This window comes from Thioflexithrix psekupsensis (genome assembly GCF_002149925.1).
Taxonomy (GTDB): domain Bacteria; phylum Pseudomonadota; class Gammaproteobacteria; order Beggiatoales; family Beggiatoaceae; genus Thioflexithrix; species Thioflexithrix psekupsensis.
On sequence record NZ_MSLT01000012.1, the window covers coordinates 982,349 to 998,178 of the forward strand.

The 15,830-nt window shown below is 43.9% G+C and carries 18 protein-coding genes and 2 tRNA genes; 17 read left to right on the plus strand and 3 right to left on the minus strand.

What is annotated here, in order from left to right:
- Positions 1 to 7: 7 nt before the first annotated feature.
- The 4 genes from TPSD3_RS09305 to TPSD3_RS09320 all read left to right on the plus strand — a co-directional run bounded on the left by TPSD3_RS09305 (position 8) and on the right by TPSD3_RS09320 (position 3,315).
- The gene (locus TPSD3_RS09305) at positions 8 to 1,432 is read left to right on the plus strand and encodes a caspase family protein (RefSeq protein WP_176329812.1); all 1,425 of its coding nucleotides are present in this window, start codon (positions 8 to 10) and stop codon (positions 1,430 to 1,432) included.
- A gap of 290 nt (positions 1,433 to 1,722) precedes the next feature.
- The gene (locus TPSD3_RS09310) at positions 1,723 to 2,013 is read left to right on the plus strand and encodes a nucleotidyltransferase family protein (RefSeq protein WP_217884414.1); all 291 of its coding nucleotides are present in this window, start codon (positions 1,723 to 1,725) and stop codon (positions 2,011 to 2,013) included.
- The gene (locus TPSD3_RS09315; RefSeq protein WP_086488265.1) at positions 2,006 to 2,395 is read left to right on the plus strand and encodes a HepT-like ribonuclease domain-containing protein; all 390 of its coding nucleotides are present in this window, start codon (positions 2,006 to 2,008) and stop codon (positions 2,393 to 2,395) included. Before TPSD3_RS09310 ends, TPSD3_RS09315 begins: the two co-directional genes overlap by 8 nt.
- A 332-nt stretch (positions 2,396 to 2,727) precedes the next feature.
- Positions 2,728 to 3,315: an Lcl C-terminal domain-containing protein gene (locus TPSD3_RS09320; RefSeq protein ID WP_176329813.1), complete on the plus strand. Its 588-nt coding sequence runs from the start codon at positions 2,728 to 2,730 to the stop codon at positions 3,313 to 3,315.
- Positions 3,316 to 3,579: 264 nt separating this feature from the next.
- On the opposite strand, the gene nifS is transcribed toward TPSD3_RS09320, so the two are convergent.
- The 3 genes from nifS to TPSD3_RS09335 all read right to left on the minus strand — a co-directional run bounded on the left by nifS (position 3,580) and on the right by TPSD3_RS09335 (position 6,090).
- On the minus strand, positions 3,580 to 4,791 hold the full coding sequence (gene nifS, locus TPSD3_RS09325; RefSeq protein WP_086488267.1) for a cysteine desulfurase NifS: 1,212 nt from the start codon (positions 4,789 to 4,791) through the stop codon (positions 3,580 to 3,582).
- A gap of 3 nt (positions 4,792 to 4,794) precedes the next feature.
- Positions 4,795 to 5,697, minus strand: a complete 903-nt coding sequence (gene nifU, locus TPSD3_RS09330; RefSeq protein WP_086488268.1) for a Fe-S cluster assembly protein NifU — start codon at positions 5,695 to 5,697, stop codon at positions 4,795 to 4,797.
- Between the two features lie 66 nt (positions 5,698 to 5,763).
- Positions 5,764 to 6,090, minus strand: a complete 327-nt coding sequence (locus tag TPSD3_RS09335) for a HesB/IscA family protein (protein WP_086488269.1) — start codon at positions 6,088 to 6,090, stop codon at positions 5,764 to 5,766.
- Positions 6,091 to 6,322: 232 nt separating this feature from the next.
- Here TPSD3_RS09335 and TPSD3_RS09340 point away from each other — a divergent pair, with 232 nt between their 5' ends.
- The 13 genes from TPSD3_RS09340 (at position 6,323) to TPSD3_RS17525 (ending at position 15,829) form a co-directional block, all read left to right on the plus strand.
- Positions 6,323 to 6,631 (plus strand): nitrogen fixation protein NifZ, encoded by a 309-nt coding sequence (locus TPSD3_RS09340; protein WP_086488270.1) that lies wholly within the window; start codon positions 6,323 to 6,325, stop codon positions 6,629 to 6,631.
- Entirely contained in the window at positions 6,628 to 6,870 is a 243-nt protein-coding gene (locus TPSD3_RS09345) for a hypothetical protein (RefSeq protein ID WP_086488271.1), read from the plus strand. Before TPSD3_RS09340 ends, TPSD3_RS09345 begins: the two co-directional genes overlap by 4 nt.
- 106 nt (positions 6,871 to 6,976) lie before the next feature.
- Complete coding sequence (locus TPSD3_RS09350) at positions 6,977 to 8,533, plus strand: methyltransferase regulatory domain-containing protein (protein ID WP_086488272.1); 1,557 nt, start codon at positions 6,977 to 6,979, stop codon at positions 8,531 to 8,533.
- 11 nt (positions 8,534 to 8,544) lie between these two features.
- Complete coding sequence (locus tag TPSD3_RS09355; RefSeq protein WP_086488273.1) at positions 8,545 to 9,021, plus strand: hydrogenase maturation protease; 477 nt, start codon at positions 8,545 to 8,547, stop codon at positions 9,019 to 9,021.
- Positions 9,022 to 9,126: 105 nt separating this feature from the next.
- Positions 9,127 to 10,422: an adenylosuccinate synthase gene (locus tag TPSD3_RS09360; protein WP_086488274.1), complete on the plus strand. Its 1,296-nt coding sequence runs from the start codon at positions 9,127 to 9,129 to the stop codon at positions 10,420 to 10,422.
- A gap of 197 nt (positions 10,423 to 10,619) precedes the next feature.
- A complete protein-coding gene (locus tag TPSD3_RS09365) occupies positions 10,620 to 11,135 on the plus strand; it encodes a disulfide bond formation protein B (protein ID WP_245391553.1) in 516 nt (171 codons plus the stop codon).
- A 122-nt stretch (positions 11,136 to 11,257) separates the two neighbouring features.
- Positions 11,258 to 11,512 carry a YfhL family 4Fe-4S dicluster ferredoxin gene (locus TPSD3_RS09370; RefSeq protein WP_086488275.1) on the plus strand — a complete coding sequence of 85 codons (255 nt, stop codon included), beginning with the start codon at positions 11,258 to 11,260 and terminating at the stop codon, positions 11,510 to 11,512.
- A gap of 106 nt (positions 11,513 to 11,618) precedes the next feature.
- Positions 11,619 to 11,694, plus strand: a tRNA-Lys gene (locus tag TPSD3_RS09375).
- Positions 11,695 to 11,790: 96 nt separating this feature from the next.
- Positions 11,791 to 11,875: transfer RNA gene (locus TPSD3_RS09380), tRNA-Leu, on the plus strand.
- A gap of 80 nt (positions 11,876 to 11,955) precedes the next feature.
- The gene (gene tig, locus TPSD3_RS09385; RefSeq protein WP_086488276.1) at positions 11,956 to 13,320 is read left to right on the plus strand and encodes a trigger factor; all 1,365 of its coding nucleotides are present in this window, start codon (positions 11,956 to 11,958) and stop codon (positions 13,318 to 13,320) included.
- 135 nt (positions 13,321 to 13,455) lie between these two features.
- Positions 13,456 to 14,127: an ATP-dependent Clp endopeptidase proteolytic subunit ClpP gene (gene clpP / locus TPSD3_RS09390; protein ID WP_086488277.1), complete on the plus strand. Its 672-nt coding sequence runs from the start codon at positions 13,456 to 13,458 to the stop codon at positions 14,125 to 14,127.
- Positions 14,128 to 14,194: 67 nt separating this feature from the next.
- Entirely contained in the window at positions 14,195 to 15,451 is a 1,257-nt protein-coding gene (clpX, locus tag TPSD3_RS09395) for an ATP-dependent Clp protease ATP-binding subunit ClpX (protein ID WP_086488278.1), read from the plus strand.
- A 99-nt stretch (positions 15,452 to 15,550) separates the two neighbouring features.
- Entirely contained in the window at positions 15,551 to 15,829 is a 279-nt protein-coding gene (locus TPSD3_RS17525) for a hypothetical protein (RefSeq protein WP_176329814.1), read from the plus strand.
- Position 15,830: the final 1 nt, after the last annotated feature.

A 15,830-nucleotide genomic window follows, 5' to 3' on the forward strand; every position in this document is an offset into this window, starting at 1 on the left:
AGTTACGATGCGTATTTTTATGATTTTCTTGTGTTTATTGATGGCTAGTGCTTCACTTTGGGCGCAATCACGGGTTGCGTTGGTGATTGGTAATGCAGATTATACGCATGACCCTTTGCGTAATCCTGTCAATGATGCTTTGGATATGGCGGCGATGTTGTCGGCTTATGGATTTCAGGTGATTGGTTATGATGACCGACGCAAGCGGTTGCGTACTTTGAATTTGAATCACCAAGAAATGGAAAAAGCGGTATTGGATTTTAAAGAAGCCCTGACTAAAGGGAGTGTGGGCTTGTTTTTTTATGCGGGTCATGCCATGCAGGACGCAGAACAGCAAAATTATTTGATTCCTGTTAAAACGGATATTCCTGATTCCACATTGATTAAGCACCGCGCCATTAATGCACAATGGGTATTGGATGTGATGGCATCAAAGCAAACCCATTTAAATATTGTGGTGTTAGATGCCTGTCGTAATAATCCATTTCGGAGTTTTTTCCGCAGTGCCAAAACAGGTTTGGCAGAGATGGGTACGCCATCGGGGACGATTATTACGTATGCAACACAGGCGGGCGGTTTGGCAGCGGATGGAAATGGCGGGCGTAATGGACTGTACACAGGAGAGTTGTTGGCGGCAATGCAGCAGGGTGGTTTGACAATTGAGCAGATTTTTAAACAAACCGCACAAAAAGTGCGGATAGCCGCTGAACAGATTGATCATAAGCAAGAACCTTGGATTGGCATGTCTTATACAGGCGATTTTTGTTTTGGGCAGTGTTTGCCGAGTCAGCAAGAATTAATGCAGCAACTCCAGAATTTACAGACGCAGATGGGCGGAGGACAACAAAATAATGAGGAAGTCTTGCGACGTTTGCAGGCGTTAGAACAGCAGATTTTAAAAAGTACACAACAAGCGGTTATTCCTCAGCCGCCTCCACCCGTAGAAGCATTAATACCCACAGAAAACCTAATCAAAGACCGCTATCGAGACCACGGCGACGGCACCGTCACCGACATTGAAACCAATCTCCAGTGGATGCGCTGCCTAATTGGGCAGGAATGGCAAAATGGACGCTGTCAGGGAGAGCCGCAGAAAATGAATTCGGATAAGGCGCAGGAACTGAAGATTAACTTTGCAGGACATCGCAACTGGCGACTCCCGACCATTAAGGAACTACGCGGTTTGGTTTACTGTAGCAGCGGGAAGCCTGCTTATTTTCCGAATAATGGCAAAGTGTGTGAGGGTGACTACCAACGTCCAACCTTGATACAGGAGGCGTTTCCTGATGCGCCTGAATGGTTCGTTTGGTCTGGTTCGCCCGTTTCTGGCGGTTCTGACTATGCGTGGAACGTGTACTTCTTTGATGGCTTTGGCGACAACTACTACCGCAACGGCAACCGTCATGTGCGGCTGGTGCGCGGCGGACAGTGATTTGCATTTTTTCTTTGAGGCTCGCTTTTTGGTTGAATTTGGGTTTTGTCTGAATCAGAATTTTCAGAATTAGAGGATTTTCAGAATTAACCCGTTCAGGAGATAAATTTTTCTTCAATTCTGGAAATTCTGAAATTTTGTAAATTCTGATTCAGACAAAAAAATATGACGGCATTTCCACATGGCGAGGCTGTAAAAGAACCTCATTTTTTCAGTATTTGATAACGAAGAATCAATAAGTTACGAGCGAAAATCTGATTTAAACCGTTTATAAATCCCATTTAAACATCATGAATACAGAAACCATTCTTACTCAATTAAAACAATTTAAACAACAATACGCCCAGCAATACCACCTAAAATCATTGGGCATCTTTGGTTCTCATGCGCGCCATCAAGCGACTTCAAGCAGCGATATTGATATTTTTTTTGAAACGGATACCCCTAATTTATTAACCACCGCAAGATTACAACAAGAATTAACTGAGCTTTTACACTGTCGAGTTGATTTAATTAGACTTCGCCCTTCAATGAATCCCAAGCTCAAAGCACACATTATTAGTGAAGCCATTTATGTTTAAGAAAAATGAAAATATAATTGAGCAATTAGAAACAATTTTGAATGCTCTCAGAAGAATTCCAAGGCGTTTTGCTGGTATCAAAACCGCCACCGATTTTTCGCAATCTGAAGAAGGAATAGATAAGCTTGATGCAATTTGTATGATATTGATTGCAGCGGGAGAAGCGTTTAAGCGGCTTGATCAAAAAACAGAAGGACAGCTTTTAATACATTACCCGCAAGTTGATTGGAAAGGGGTAAAAGGGGTTAGAGATGTTATTGCACACGGTTATTTTGATGTGGATAGCGAACAGTTATTTAATCTTTGCCGTGATGATATTCCCATATTGATTCAGACTGTTCAACAAATGATTATAGATATAACAAAATTAAGTGATTCATAAAAATTTTTGTCTGAATCAGAATTTTCAGAATTAAAGGATTTTCAGAATTAATCTGACAATGCTGATTATGAATCACATCATTTTGGTATATTAACCTGACAGAAATTAAAATCGGTCAGGTTATTTTTTTTAACGATGTTTTGGCGTTGTTTGATGAATTGGTGAACGCCCGTAATATCGTTTTCCAGTAGATTAACTCGCGCTTCTAAAAAATTCACTTGGCTGTTTGTCGCGTTAAGGATATTATTGTTATCACATCATCCATTTAAATTGTTTTTGTTGAGCATTATTGGAGATGACTGTGTAATAACTTTAATCAGGAGATGGTTACAATGCGTATGTTTATAATTTTCTTGTCTTTATTGATGGTCAGTCATGGTCTCTGGGCGCAATCACAGGTTGCTGAGGTAGAAAGCTTAATCAAAGACCGCTATCGAGACCACGGCGACGGCACCGTCACCGATATTCAAACCAATCTCCAGTGGATGCGCTGCCTAATTGGACAGGAATGGCACAATGGACGCTGTCAGGGAAGATCACAGGAATGGGCTTGGGATGATGCACAGAAACTAAAGATTGATTTTGCAGGACATAGTAACTGGCGATTCCCAACCATTGAGGAACTACGTGGTTTGGTTTACTGTAGCAGCGGAAAGCCTGCTTATTTTCCGAATAATGGCGGAATGTGTGAGGGTGGGTATCAGAGTCCAACCTTGGTGCGAGAAGCGTTTCCTGACGCATCTAGATCGTTCGTTTGGTCTAGTTCCCCTGTTGCGGGCTACCCAGACTACGCGTGGAGCGTGAATTTCAATGGTGGTGGTGGCAACTACTACGGCCGCGTCAACAACGGTCACGTTCGGTTGGTGCGCGTTGGTCCAACTGAGGTAAATATTACAGTTCATGGCAAGCCACTTTATTAGGGGATGATTTGTTTGCGCATCAGCCTTTTTTTGAGAAAGCCATCGCGCAAGGCTTTGATATTATTACTTCTTGCAAGCCAAATTCTCATCAAACGACTTACTGAATCAGAATTGACAGAATTTTAGGATTTTCAGAATTAAAGAATAAAAAACCGATTGAAAATAAACAACTTGCAAGCATCAATTCCAAAAATTCTAATTCAAACAAAAAAAGCAGCCTATCTCTCGATACGCTGCTTTTTTCTATCGACATGGCTTTTTCCATCACGCATAGACGGGTAAAAAAGCCTTATCGGGTTCTAATAAGGGGCCATTTTCGCCCCAATAAGGTGATAATTTACGTAATTGCGCAATAATCGGGGGAACAACTTCAATAACCCGTTCCACTTGTGCCATGGTATTGTAACGAGAAAAAGAAAAACGTACCGTACCATGCGCTGCGGTGTAGGGAATACCCATTGCCCGCATGACGTGCGACGGTTCTAATGAGCCTGAAGTACATGCAGAACCGCTGGATGCCGCAATGCCCGCTTTGTTTAATAACATTAAAATGGCTTCGCCTTCGATGTATTCAAACGCAATATTGGCTGTATTAGGCAAACGATTGTCCACATCTCCCGTGACAAAACAATGTGGCACTGCGGCCAAAATTCCTGCTTCCAAACGGTCTCGCATTGCTTTTACGGTAGTATTTTCCGTGGTTAAATGTGCGGCGGCCATGTCTGAAGCGTGTCCGAGGGCGACAATGGAGGCCGTATTTTCTGTGCCTGCACGACGACCGCGCTCTTGATGCCCACCACGTAACAAAGGACGAAAACGCACGCCACGCCGCAAATATAAGACACCAACACCCTTGGGCGCATGCAACTTATGACCCGATAATGACAACATGTCAATTTTAGTCTGTTGTAAATTAACAGGAATTTTCCCCACCGCTTGCACCGCATCGGTGTGGAATAATACCCCATGCGCGTGTGCCATTTCAGCCATTTGTTCTACAGGAAACAATGTCCCTGTCTCATTATTCGCCCACATGACCGAAACAATCGCCACTTTATTGTCTAACAATTCTTTGTATTCATCTAAATCTAAACGCCCTTTATCATCGACGCTTAACTTGTGAACTTTGTAACCTTCTTTGCTCAACTGATCGCATAAGGTTAAAACGGCAGGATGTTCTACAACAGTGGTGATGATTTCTTTACGCTCAGGATAGGCTTTCAGAGCCGATAAAATCGCCGTTGAGTCCGATTCTGTACCACAAGAAGTAAACACAATTTCCGAATCAAACTCCGCCCCCAAAAGACTTTGCACTTGTTGGCGGGCTTTTTTTACCGCAAAACCCACTTTATTACCAAAACTGTGCATGGAAGAGGGATTGCCGAATTGTTCCGTGAAAAAAGGCAGCATGGTCTCTACAATGCTGGGATCGACCATTGTGGTGGCGTTATTGTCCAAGTAAATCGCATCAGTCATGCTTTACACCCCTTGAATTTGCGCCAATTGCTGCTGTTCGCGCATTTTGGCTGGAATCACACGGATAACTTCGCCTAAATCTTCCATTAAACGCTGTTGAATCCCGCCTAAAGTCTGCATTTCCAACTGACAACCCGCACAAGCCCCGGTCATATTCACATAAACCGTGTTGCCTTCCACATCGACCAATTCCACATCACCGCGATCCCGTTGTAATTGGGGACGGATGGATTCGATGATCATTTCAATGCGGCGAATACGTTGTAAGTTGGTCATGGCGTAGGGTTTCTTAGGAACGACTTGTTCGGTGGGTTGGGAAAAATCGGGTTTTTGTCCTTGTTCGGCGAGAACTTTGGTTAAAATTTCTTCAATCGCTTCGTGACAAGAAGAACAACCGCCGCCGGCTTTGGTGTAATTGATGACATCTTGAATCGTAGTCAGTTGATTGTCGCGCACTGTATTCTCAATCATCACGGCATCTATCGCAAAACATTTACACACCAACGCGCCTTCTTCATGATCGTCTGACCATTCTTCACCGCGATAATGGGCGATAGCGGCTTGTAAGGCTTCGCGTCCCATCACGGAACAGTGCATTTTTTCGGGAGGTAATCCACCTAAAAAGTCGGCAATGTCTTGATTGGTGATTTTTAAGGCCTCATCAACGGTTTTACCCTTAATCATTTCAGTCAAGGCCGAAGAAGACGCAATGGCAGAACCACAACCAAACGTTTGAAAGCCTGCTTCTAAGATAACATCGGTATTGGGATCAACTTTTAGCGTGAGTCGCAGAGCATCTCCGCACGAAATCGATCCGACATCACCAATGGCATTGGCATCGTTGATGGCACCGGCATTTCTTGGGTTAAAAAAATGTTCTTTAACGGTATCCGAGTAATCCCACATAAGGCTCTGCCTCCCAAAACTAGATGATGACGAGAATAAAAACGCGCTGCAAAATCGCTTTTTCTTTTAACCCGCGTTAAAAGAGCTACCACAAGCACAGCTAGAGGTGGCGTTGGGATTTTCAAATTTGAATCCTGAACCATCAATGCTATCAATAAAATCAACCGTTACGCCGCTTAACAAGGGCGCGCTCATGGGATCAACTAAGATTTTGAATTGGCCACAATCGATCACTGTATCGTCATCGCCTGCGTCTTCTTCTAAACGTAATCCATATTGAAAACCAGAGCAACCGCCGCCGGTGATCATGATGCGTAATCCAGCCACTTGGCTGTCTGATCCACGGATAAAACGGTCAACGGCTTTAATGGCGTTATCGGTTAAGGTCAACATATCGGGTTCTCCTCGCTGAAGGGTTAGGCATAATGGCAAATGGCTTGCATTCGATAGAAATTAGAATCGATTTTAGCAAGGGATATGCCAGTCAAATCATTTGAATTAATTGACTGATTTTCAAGGTTAAAATAACACAATAATCCTTTTATTCGCTTGTCGCAAAGCAGACTTAATGGGTATTTTGTCGCAAAGGCAACAAATTTTTTATCTTATCGTAAGGAGTAAGACAATGTCAGTCCAACAATTGCAACCGGGTGATGTGGTGTATGCGCGAGTGGATTTGTATAATGATGAAGGGAGTATTCCTGAATTACCTGAAGGGGCAATGATTGCCACTGTGGGGACACGTGGGGTCGTGGTCAATGTGGGTCATTTGGAACAACAACCGTCTTTAACGCTGTATTTAGTGCGTTTTGAGCAGAAAGATCAGGATAATTTATTGGGACCGCCGACGGGCTGTTGGCCAGAAGAATTGGCCAGTGAAGATGAATTAGCCGCCTTAAATGTCACATCTCATTCAGCGGGAGAAACGCCATGAATCGTGAAGAAGTGATGGCATTAATTAACCATTATTTATCCTATCAAGGGGCGCACCTCACAGAAACGGAATTTAAGCAACCGATTTTAGGTTTATTATTTGATGAACATGATGAAGCGGATGATTTCGTGGGACAAGTATTAACTTATTACGGCATTCGTCCGCGAGGATGGGTCAATGTAGAGAGTTTTAACGATTTGGTGGATTATATTTTACAGCAGCTTGAAGAAAAGCGATAAAAAAGTAAGCCACGCTAATCCGGCAATTCAGCAAAATAATTTTTACAAACAAAACAACTTTGCTATAGTGTTTAGTTTATTTTTGTTCAATTGCTTAGGAATTGTCATGACTCATTCTGTAATGCAACATTACGATACTTTGCCCTACCATTCTGATCCGTTGGCTTATACCCACCCCAGTCGTATTGCTACAATTGGCACGCTGTTTGGGGTGAATCCGCCGGATGTGCGCACAGCGCGTATTCTTGAATTAGCGTGTGGAGATGGACGCAATTTAACCGCGATTGCCAGCAGTTTGCCCAATGCGCAATGTGTTGGCATTGATTTGTCTAATAAACATATTGAAATAGGACAACAGCGTTTACAACAATTCGGTTTAAATAATATTCGTTTAATACAGCAAGATATAAAAGATTTTCAAGTTGAAGCAGGGTCTTTTGATTATATTATTGTTCACGGTTTATATTCTTGGGTGGCGGCGGAGGTGCGCGCCCGAGTTTTAACCATTTGTCAACACGCGCTATCAGAACACGGTATGGCTTACATCAGCTATAATACTTTACCCGGTTCGCATTTACGCCACACGATACGCGATTTAATTCAATTCTACACACGCCCCGTCAACGATACCACGCAACAAATCGCTATTTTACGCCAAACCCTGCATTTGCTATTACAAGCCAGTTCAGCCAGTCAAGATGCCCACAGCCAATTATTAGCCAGCGAATTGCAATTGTTCAGTCAATTGTCTGATTCTTATTTATTTCACGAATTTTTAGAATTGGATAATCATGCGTTTTATTTCCATGAATTCGTGGAAACGGTGCAGCGATATGGTTTAAATTACGTGGGCGATATTTATTTGCACAGTATGCTGCCCAATCAATTGCCTGAAGCGGCCGTGCAAGCGGTACAGCAATTAAGCCGAGATATTTTATATCAAGAACAGCAATTAGATATATTACGTAATCGTCGTTTTCGCCACACGTTATTATGTCGGCAAACGGTAAAGTTAAATCGTACCTTAACACCAGAACAAATAAAAGGTTTAGCCATTGCCTCTTCTCTCTCCGCTAAAACCGATAATCCCACGCAATTTAGCAACGCGCAAGGTACGATAGACACTCGTCATGGTTTTATTCAAACGGCTTTAACTTTATTGCAACAAAATTGGCCAAAAGCTATTCCTTTTAATCAAGTGGTAGAATTAACACGCCAAGCCTATCCAGAGTCTAATGCTGACGATATAGAACATTTGGCTTCGACTTTATTACGCGCTTATACCGCCGGCTTAATTGAAGCGAATGTGTTGGCTTCTGGTTTTGTGGTGACAGTCAGCGATGCGCCGAAAGTTCTGCCTTTAGCACGCGAAGAAGCCAAAATAGCGCGTCAAGTCACGAATTTACGCTGTGAATTGGTGAACATAGAAAATGTGATTGCTCATAAATTATTGCCTCATTTAACGGGTGAAAGAACCAGAGCGCAATTATTAGATTTGGTGCATGAGTGGTTACAACAAGGGGAAATTCAACTGAATTTCCAATCTCCCGATGGCACTCAGGCGCAAATTCAACTGAATGTACAGCAGCAACGAGATATTTTAAAAACCATTCTCGATGAAGCCTTATATTTGATTGCTAAAGCAGCGTTATTAATCGAATAATTAAACTGTTTATGTCACTGGAATCTTCTGCAACAATTGCATTAATTGGCATTGGTTCGCCTTATGGGGATGATCAGGTGGGTTGGCGCGTGGTAGAAGCGGCACAAGCACAGCAGTTGTCTGTGACAGCGGCGGTGTGTTGTCTTGTGCCGATGGTGGATTTATTGCCACTGTTGGCGCGTTATGATGCGGTGATTCTGGTTGATGCGGTGGCCGCAGAAAATCTGCCTGTCGGTACGGTACAGTGTTGGTCAGGGACGGCCATTAGACAAGTGAATTCGGTTTATTCTAGTCATGGTTTTTCTTTAGCGAATGTTTTGGCATTAGCGGATAGTTTGGGACAATTACCGCGTTTATTAAAATTATACGGTATTGTGATCAATCCCGAACATTTAGCAACACTTCCTTATTTGCCATTAACTCCAGATATTGAAGCGGCTATAAACACGACTTTAACCTTATTAAAACAAGATGAGTGGTTAAAGTGAGTGTTTTTTGCTTGACGCTGGGTTGATTTACCCGGACAATTCTCGCATTTTTGGGTGAATATAGACTTAATCTACAATTTAAAAAATCGGAGAACCTGACAACTTATGGGTAAAAATGTGGTCATTATTGGCACGCAGTGGGGCGACGAGGGCAAAGGCAAAATCGTTGATTTACTCACTGATCGTGTCGCTGCCGTGACTCGTTTCCAAGGCGGACATAACGCGGGTCATACGTTAGTAATTAAAGATGAAAAAACTGTTTTACATTTGATTCCTTCGGGGATTTTGCGGGAAGGGGTGCGTTGTTTTATTGGGCATGGGGTGGTGTTGTCACCATCGGCTTTGTTGGACGAAATCAAGAAGTTGACCCAACGGGGCATTGAAGTCGCCGAGCGTTTACGCATTAGTAATGCGTGTACGCTATTGTTACCGTATCATGTGGCTTTGGATCAAGCCCGCGAGCAGGCACGTGGACAGGATAAAATAGGCACAACAGGACGCGGTATTGGTCCTGCTTATGAGGATAAAGTGGCACGGCGTAGCTTGCGTGTACACGATTGGCAGCATCCAGAACAGTTTGCGGAAAAATTACGCACGGTGTTGGATTATCATAATTTTGCTTTACAGCATTATTATAAAGTTGAACCAGTTGATTATGCGAAAGTTTTAGATGAAACTTTGGCGATGGCTGAACAACTCGCGCCATTAGTCACAGATGTTCCCCATGAGTTATCTGAATTACGCGCTGCCGGTCAATCTGTATTGTTTGAAGGCGCGCAAGGCACAATGTTAGACATTGATCAAGGTACGTATCCTTTTGTCACCTCGTCTAATACTACAGCGGGTGGTGCAGCAACAGGAAGTGGCATTGGCCCTTGTGATATTGATTACGTTTTAGGTATCACTAAGGCTTATACCACTCGTGTGGGTTCGGGGCCATTTCCGACTGAATTAATGGAAGATGTTGGCGCGCATTTGTCGAAACGAGGTAATGAGTTTGGTGCGACGACTGGGCGAGCGCGTCGTTGTGGTTGGTTTGATGCGGTGGCCTTGCGACGGGCTAAAGCAATCAATAGTTTAACTGGACTTTGCATCACTAAATTAGATGTTTTAGATGAATTACCCAGCTTGCAAATCTGCACAGGATATAAATACAATGGAAAAGTGGTTGAAGTTCCTCCGCCCGGTGCTGAAGGTTTAGCGGCCTGTCAACCCATTTATTTAGAAATGCCCGGTTGGCAGTGTTCTACATTAGGCGTGCGTCATTACGCGGATTTACCCGCTGCGGCACGGGCTTATTTGGAAAAATTAGAGTCTTTGGTTGGCGTTCCTATTGCGATGATTTCTACGGGTGCGGAACGTGATGAGACGATTATTAAAACGGATCCGTTTTGTTGTTGATTTCATCTGATGTTAAGGTGTTCCTCGCTAGGGTAGGAACACCTGAGAATCGTTATTTTGTCAGAATCAGAATTTACAGACACAAGAATTTGCAAAATTGATTCTTGCCAGTGGTTTATTTTCAGCAGATTTTTTATTCTTTAAGTACCTAAACGAAAATAATCTGGAATATTTGCATTTCTACTTAGGAGAGAAAAATGGATTTTTTTCTGCGAATGACCCATTCTCCACGTGCGATTTACGGGGTTATTTTTCTCAGTTGTGTTGCCTTGTTAGGCATGGGCTACTACATGGAATATGCCAAGGGTTTGATTCCTTGTCCTTTGTGTATGGCGCAACGATTATTTTACATGGGTTTGGGCGTGGTGGCTTTGTTGGGCGTGCTGCACGGATCGCGGGGAATATTGAACCGAATCAATGCGTTTTTTGCGTTATTATTTGCTGTGGGCGGCGCAACGATTGCGGGACGACAAGTGTGGTTGCAGCATTTGCCTGCGGATCAAGTGCCGTCTTGTGGCGCGGATTTTGACTTTATTGTCAGTCATTTTCCACTGCTCAAAGCCATTGAAACCTTATGGCAAGGTTCTGGCGATTGTGCAGAGGTACAATGGCAATTTTTAGGCTTATCGATTGCGGGCTGGAGTTTGGTCTGGTTTGTATTTTTTACGGTCATTGCCTTGTATTTGCTGATTCGGCGTTTTCCAGCCCAGTAACTTGAAAAAAAAATCGACACTGGTCGTGAACTCTGCTACATTTCTCACGAAGCAATGATGTGAAGTCGGCAAAAGACCATAGAACTATTTTTCTGTGGTATTTATTTTTATCGGAAGTTGTTATGGCCTTATATATTACTGATGAGTGTATCAACTGTGACGTGTGTGAACCAGAATGTCCCAATGGCGCAATCAGCCAAGGCGAAGAGATTTATGTGATTGATCCGCTATTGTGTACAGAATGTGTCGGGCATTATGAAACCTCACAATGTGTTGATGTTTGTCCGGTTGATTGTATCTTGCTGGATCCCAATTATGCGGAAACCCAAGATCAATTGATGTTAAAATACCAACATTTGGTGAAACAATCCGCTTAATGGCATTTTAAAGCAGAAAATCGCGGTTATTTTCTCGTTTGTGGGGTAAATGCTGCAAAAATGCTTGCTGTTAGGCAAAAAAATTGATTATAATACTGCGCTTTGCGGGCCGTTAGCTCAGTTGGTAGAGCAGCTGACTCTTAATCAGCGGGTCGTAGGTTCGAGACCTACACGGCCCACCACTGTTTTCTTAAAAATAAACTCAGTTTCATCCACTGAGTCACTATAGTCTGTTCATGTATGTGCTTTTAGTTCCTGTCAGTTGACTTCTCTCGGATGCGAAAGTGGCGAAATTGGTAGACGCGCTGGTTTTAGGTACCAGTAGGGCAACCTGTGAGAGTTCGAGTCTCTCCTTTCGCACCACCCCATGTCACCCTTTAACATTCCAAACTCTGCACCGGACGGCAATGCGTGAAGACACTTTCAATTAACGAGGTCAAGACATGCAAGTGTCCATCGAACAGGTCAACGCCCTAACGCGACGCGTAACGGTAGGGATTGCCAATGAGCATATTAAAAAAGCCGTACAAAGCCGTTTGCAATCCGTTGCACGCACCGCAAAAATAAACGGATTTCGTCCCGGTAAAGTCCCCATGCGTTTGGTAGAACAAAAATATGGGGAACAGATTTATATTGATGTTCTGGAATCCATGATTCCCAACAGCTTGGGCGAAGCCTTAAAAGAACAATCGCTCAATCCTGTCTCCAAACCTGAGATTGAATTGAATAGCGAACTTCCCGCACTGAAAAGAGGTGAGGATTTATCTTACACAGCCGTATTTGAAGTCTATCCCGAATTGGGAGAGATCGCATATCGTGAAGCACAAGTGACTCGTCCTGTGGTGCAGATCGATGACGCTGATGTGGATCAAGTCATCGCTAAATTACGTCAGCAAGCCGCAAAATGGCAAGAAGTGGCTCGTTCTCCCGCCGAACAAGACAAAGTCGTTGTTTCTGTCGTGGCGACGTTAGACGGCTCACCTTTTGAAGACAATGTCGTTAAAGAAGAAGAGATGCTATTGCCTTACTCAGAGGGATTGGCGGTAGGATTTTCCGAAGCGTTGCGGGGCTTTATGCCCGGCGAAACGCGGACTTTACATCTCCCCGCGCCATTAGAATATGATAATCCAGACCTCGCAGGTAAAATTCTAACGCTTGAAGTCACCCTTCACGCTGTCAAAGAAGCCGTTCTGCCAGAAATGAATGCAGAATTTGCGGTCTCTTTGGGGGTTGAAAGTGGTGATGTGACCGAATTGCGCACCGAAGTGACCCAAAATATGCAGCGCGAGCAAAAACAAGCCTTGCGGAAATATTTACGGACTTCCGTGCTAAAACAATTGCGCGAACTCAACCCAATTGACCTTCCCAAAGTCTTAGTTGAACAGGAAAGAGATCGACTCGCCAGAGTGGTACTTCAGAAATTAGGGGGGCTGGGTGCCGCACCCGGCAGCAGCGACTATCTTAGAATCGTCAACACGATTAAAGAAAATATGGTCAGAGAAGATGAACCCATGCAAAACGTCCACGCGGGATTGCTGTTATCTGAGTTGATTCGTGTGCATCGTCTTGAACTGTCGGCTGAACGCTTGAAAGAACACATTACAGAAATCGCTTCCACTTACGAAGACCCTGCGTCTATTGTGCGCTACATTTATGGTGAACGTGACGTGTTGAGACAAGTGGAAAGTTCCGTGTTGGAAGAACAAGCCATTGATTGGCTCTTAGAACAAATGCAAGTGACTGATGAATCCATGTCATTCACCCAGTTTATGGAATTAGCCAATCCCAAAATAATGGAAACCGTTTAGCAACATGACGTGAAGCGAGAAAAATAACCGCTTTGTCTGTATGGTCTGAATCAACAGTGCATTTTTAATCAGTGACTTTGGTTCAGACAAAAAACTTGTTATGAATCACCTCTAGTTGCTACAGGATAAAACATAATGAATAACCCCATTCCAGACCCCATTCGTGCTGCGGGCGGGCTAGTTCCCATGGTGGTTGAGCAGTCATCTCGTGGTGAGCGCGCTTATGATATTTATTCGCGCTTGCTTAAAGATCGCGTCGTATTCTTGGTTGGACAGGTTGAAGATTACAGTGCGAATTTGATTATTGCGCAATTGCTGTTTTTAGAGTCTGAAAATCCAGACAAAGACATTCATTTTTATATCAATTCGCCCGGCGGAGTCGTCACGGCCGGTTTGGCCATTTACGACACCATGCAATTTATCAAGCCTAACGTCAGCACCTTGTGCATTGGTCAAGCGGCCAGCATGGGGGCTTTGTTGCTGTCTGGCGGACATCCCGGTAAACGCTACTGTTTGCCCCATTCGCGTATGATGATCCACCAGCCTTTGGGTGGTTTTCAAGGACAAGCGACCGATATTGAAATTCATGCCCGTGAAATTTTGCGCATCCGCGAACGTTTAAGTGGCATTTTGGCCAAACACACCGGACAAAATTTAGAGGCCATTCAGCGCGATACCGAACGCGATAATTTTATGACGGCTGAAGAAGCGGTAAAATATGGCTTAGTGGATGCCGTGTTGACCAGTCGCCAAGCCATTTTGGACAAGGCCGAAAAAACGGACAAACTCGAAAAAACCGATAAATAACCCCTTATGGCGATATTTATCGATAGCGATGCTTATTGTACCCGTCTGTTAAACGAGGAGGCTTGCGATGCCTGACGAACGAAAAGGCAAATCGGGCAGTGATGATCGATTGCTTTACTGTTCTTTTTGCGGTAAGAGCCAGCATGAAGTGCGTAAACTCATTGCTGGTCCATCCGTATTCATCTGTGATGAATGTGTGGAGTTGTGCAACGATATTATTCGAGAAGAAATTCAAGAACAAGCACACCACCATCATCGAAATCTGCCCACGCCCCATGAGATTCACCAACATCTCAACGAGTATGTGATCGGTCAAGAGTTAGCGAAAAAAATCCTCTCTGTCGCCGTATATAATCACTACAAACGGCTGGAAAGTAAGCATAAACGCAACGATGTGGAAATTGCCAAAAGTAACGTTTTACTGATCGGCCCTACGGGGAGCGGTAAGACTTTATTGGCTGAAACATTGGCGCGGTTTCTCAATGTACCGTTTACCATGGCCGATGCCACGACCTTGACGGAAGCGGGTTATGTGGGAGAAGATGTGGAAAACATCATTCAAAAACTCCTGCAAAAATGCGATTACGACGTAGAAAAAGCCCAAACAGGCATTGTTTACATTGATGAGATCGATAAAATCTCTCGCAAATCTGATAATCCATCGATTACCCGCGATGTTTCTGGTGAAGGGGTGCAACAAGCCTTGCTGAAATTGATCGAAGGCACAGTGGCTTCTGTCCCTCCCCAAGGTGGGCGTAAACATCCCCAACAAGAATTTTTACAAGTGGACACTTCACAAATGTTATTTATTTGTGGGGGGGCGTTTTCTGGTTTAGAAAAAGTGGTGCGGGCGCGTTCCGAAAAAAGTGGGATCGGTTTTTCGGCCGAAGTGCGCGGCAGTAATGATAAACGGAACATTTCAGAATTACTGCGTGCCGTTGAACCCGAAGATTTGATCAAATACGGTCTGATTCCTGAGTTTGTCGGACGTTTACCGATTGCGGCGACCTTGACCGAACTGGACGAAGCCCAATTGGTACAGATTCTCACCGAGCCGCGTAATGCGCTAACCAAGCAATATATGCGCTTGTTTGAAATGGAAAATGTCGAGTTAGAATTTCGGGAAGAAGCCTTGCGTGCCATTGCGCGTAAAGCCATTGAAAGAAATACTGGCGCACGCGGCTTGCGTTCCATCATGGAAACGGTATTATTAGACACCATGTATGAGCTGCCCTGTATGGAAAACGTGGCTAAGATTATTGTGGATGAAGCGGTGATCGAGGGCAAATCTAAACCCTTAGTGCTGTACCAAAATGCGGCGTAATTGATAGAGAATTCAGAATCATTGATTTTTCTCTACTCCCCTTTTCTTTCTGACCCAGACAGACTGGGGGAGACGAAATCTGTTTACAATCCATCATCAATGTCTTGTTACACTGAAATAATACACAAGTCCCTAAACCAACCGCGTTTACATTTGCCCATTATTCTTGAAGCGCGGGCTAACATGCCTTACTGTATTCCTATTATCTGTCCCTGCGCACAAGTCCAGTGGCATCGACATAACCCCGAACCACAACGCGCTCACGCACTCACTTTTGGCACTTTGCAGCTTGATCCCTTGGCCATGATTCATGAGATGACCCGATCTGCCCTTTTTATTGCCATCAGGTTTGCTCGCCGCATGGTCTCTGACCTTTAAC

Coding starts and splice junctions, on each gene's coding strand:
- TPSD3_RS17525 (WP_176329814.1), top strand. CDS start 15,551: ATGTCTTGTTACACTGAAATAATACACAAGTCCCTAAACCAACCGCGT.
- TPSD3_RS09365 (WP_245391553.1), top strand. CDS start 10,620: ATGGATTTTTTTCTGCGAATGACCCATTCTCCACGTGCGATTTACGGG.
- TPSD3_RS09310 (WP_217884414.1), top strand. CDS start 1,723: ATGAATACAGAAACCATTCTTACTCAATTAAAACAATTTAAACAACAA.
- TPSD3_RS09345 (WP_086488271.1), top strand. CDS start 6,628: ATGAATCGTGAAGAAGTGATGGCATTAATTAACCATTATTTATCCTAT.
- nifU (WP_086488268.1), bottom strand. CDS start 5,697: ATGTGGGATTACTCGGATACCGTTAAAGAACATTTTTTTAACCCAAGA.
- TPSD3_RS09350 (WP_086488272.1), top strand. CDS start 6,977: ATGACTCATTCTGTAATGCAACATTACGATACTTTGCCCTACCATTCT.
- TPSD3_RS09305 (WP_176329812.1), top strand. CDS start 8: ATGCGTATTTTTATGATTTTCTTGTGTTTATTGATGGCTAGTGCTTCA.
- TPSD3_RS09340 (WP_086488270.1), top strand. CDS start 6,323: ATGTCAGTCCAACAATTGCAACCGGGTGATGTGGTGTATGCGCGAGTG.
- TPSD3_RS09370 (WP_086488275.1), top strand. CDS start 11,258: ATGGCCTTATATATTACTGATGAGTGTATCAACTGTGACGTGTGTGAA.
- clpX (WP_086488278.1), top strand. CDS start 14,195: ATGCCTGACGAACGAAAAGGCAAATCGGGCAGTGATGATCGATTGCTT.
- TPSD3_RS09360 (WP_086488274.1), top strand. CDS start 9,127: ATGGGTAAAAATGTGGTCATTATTGGCACGCAGTGGGGCGACGAGGGC.
- TPSD3_RS09315 (WP_086488265.1), top strand. CDS start 2,006: ATGTTTAAGAAAAATGAAAATATAATTGAGCAATTAGAAACAATTTTG.
- tig (WP_086488276.1), top strand. CDS start 11,956: ATGCAAGTGTCCATCGAACAGGTCAACGCCCTAACGCGACGCGTAACG.
- nifS (WP_086488267.1), bottom strand. CDS start 4,791: ATGACTGATGCGATTTACTTGGACAATAACGCCACCACAATGGTCGAT.
- TPSD3_RS09320 (WP_176329813.1), top strand. CDS start 2,728: ATGCGTATGTTTATAATTTTCTTGTCTTTATTGATGGTCAGTCATGGT.
- TPSD3_RS09335 (WP_086488269.1), bottom strand. CDS start 6,090: ATGTTGACCTTAACCGATAACGCCATTAAAGCCGTTGACCGTTTTATC.
- clpP (WP_086488277.1), top strand. CDS start 13,456: ATGAATAACCCCATTCCAGACCCCATTCGTGCTGCGGGCGGGCTAGTT.
- TPSD3_RS09355 (WP_086488273.1), top strand. CDS start 8,545: ATGTCACTGGAATCTTCTGCAACAATTGCATTAATTGGCATTGGTTCG.